General features: G+C 55.6%; 1 protein-coding gene. It reads right to left on the bottom strand.

The features are described 5' to 3' along the window. Window positions 1–262: 262 nt before the first annotated feature. Window positions 263–786 (bottom strand): hypothetical protein (locus ACT84W_RS02005; protein WP_444328027.1); only part of this gene is annotated, 524 nt, incomplete at its 5' end.

Here is a 786-nt window from a genome sequence, read left to right as displayed (position 1 = left end):
CGCTTAGGGCTACGTACTTTTGGCTCCAAGGCAAATGCTTGCTGACCCTATCCTGGTGTTTTGCGCCTGTGTGAAGCGCAAACAGCCAATTTAGGTGGAAAAAGCGTGGCCCGAATTGAATTTTGTGCAGGGTAGATCGCTCAGCGTGGCCCTCATCGAGTTTTGTGTATGGCGGAAGGCAGCGATAGCGGAAGGCGGCCATAGCGGAAGGCGGCCATAGCGGAAGGCAACCTGCACACTGATCGGGCACTTGAATCCTCGTTCACCGTGGGAATACCCGCTCTTTGCCGAAGAGCCTCTCCCTCGTCGCCGCTCGGGTTTTGAGCATCGCATCGCTTGGAGTTCTCCTTCTGGGGGAAACAGCAGATTCAAGTTCGCTGATGAACGCATTGAGCTTGGCGTTATCGACCAAGATGTCGGAAGTCAGGCATTTGACCGTATACCCGAGGTTCTCGAATACGCGTCGCCTTGCCTCGTCGCGACTCTTTTGTGCTGCATCGAGGTGGAACTCGTCGCTGTCGTACTCGAGGACCAACTTCGGCTGTTCCCAGAGAAAGTCGGGTTTTAACGATTTTGAGCCGACGATCACGGACATTTCCGGAGGGACCTTAATCGACCTGTTCATAACGAACCCGCCAAGGCCGGCACCGCCCCTTGCCCGGCTAAGAGAAAGAAACGTTCCGATTTCGGATTCTCGCGGCGACGCAGATCCGTCTGTCGCTAGCGAAAGTGCTTGAAGCGCCTTGCCTGAACCCTTGATGTCCAGGGCTTTCGCTCCCTCAGCAT

It is taken from the genome of Paratractidigestivibacter sp. (assembly GCF_052362415.1).
Lineage (GTDB): Bacteria > Actinomycetota > Coriobacteriia > Coriobacteriales > Atopobiaceae > Paratractidigestivibacter.
The sequence above is the reverse complement of the archived record's forward strand: the minus strand, read 5'-3'. Positions and strand labels throughout refer to the sequence as shown.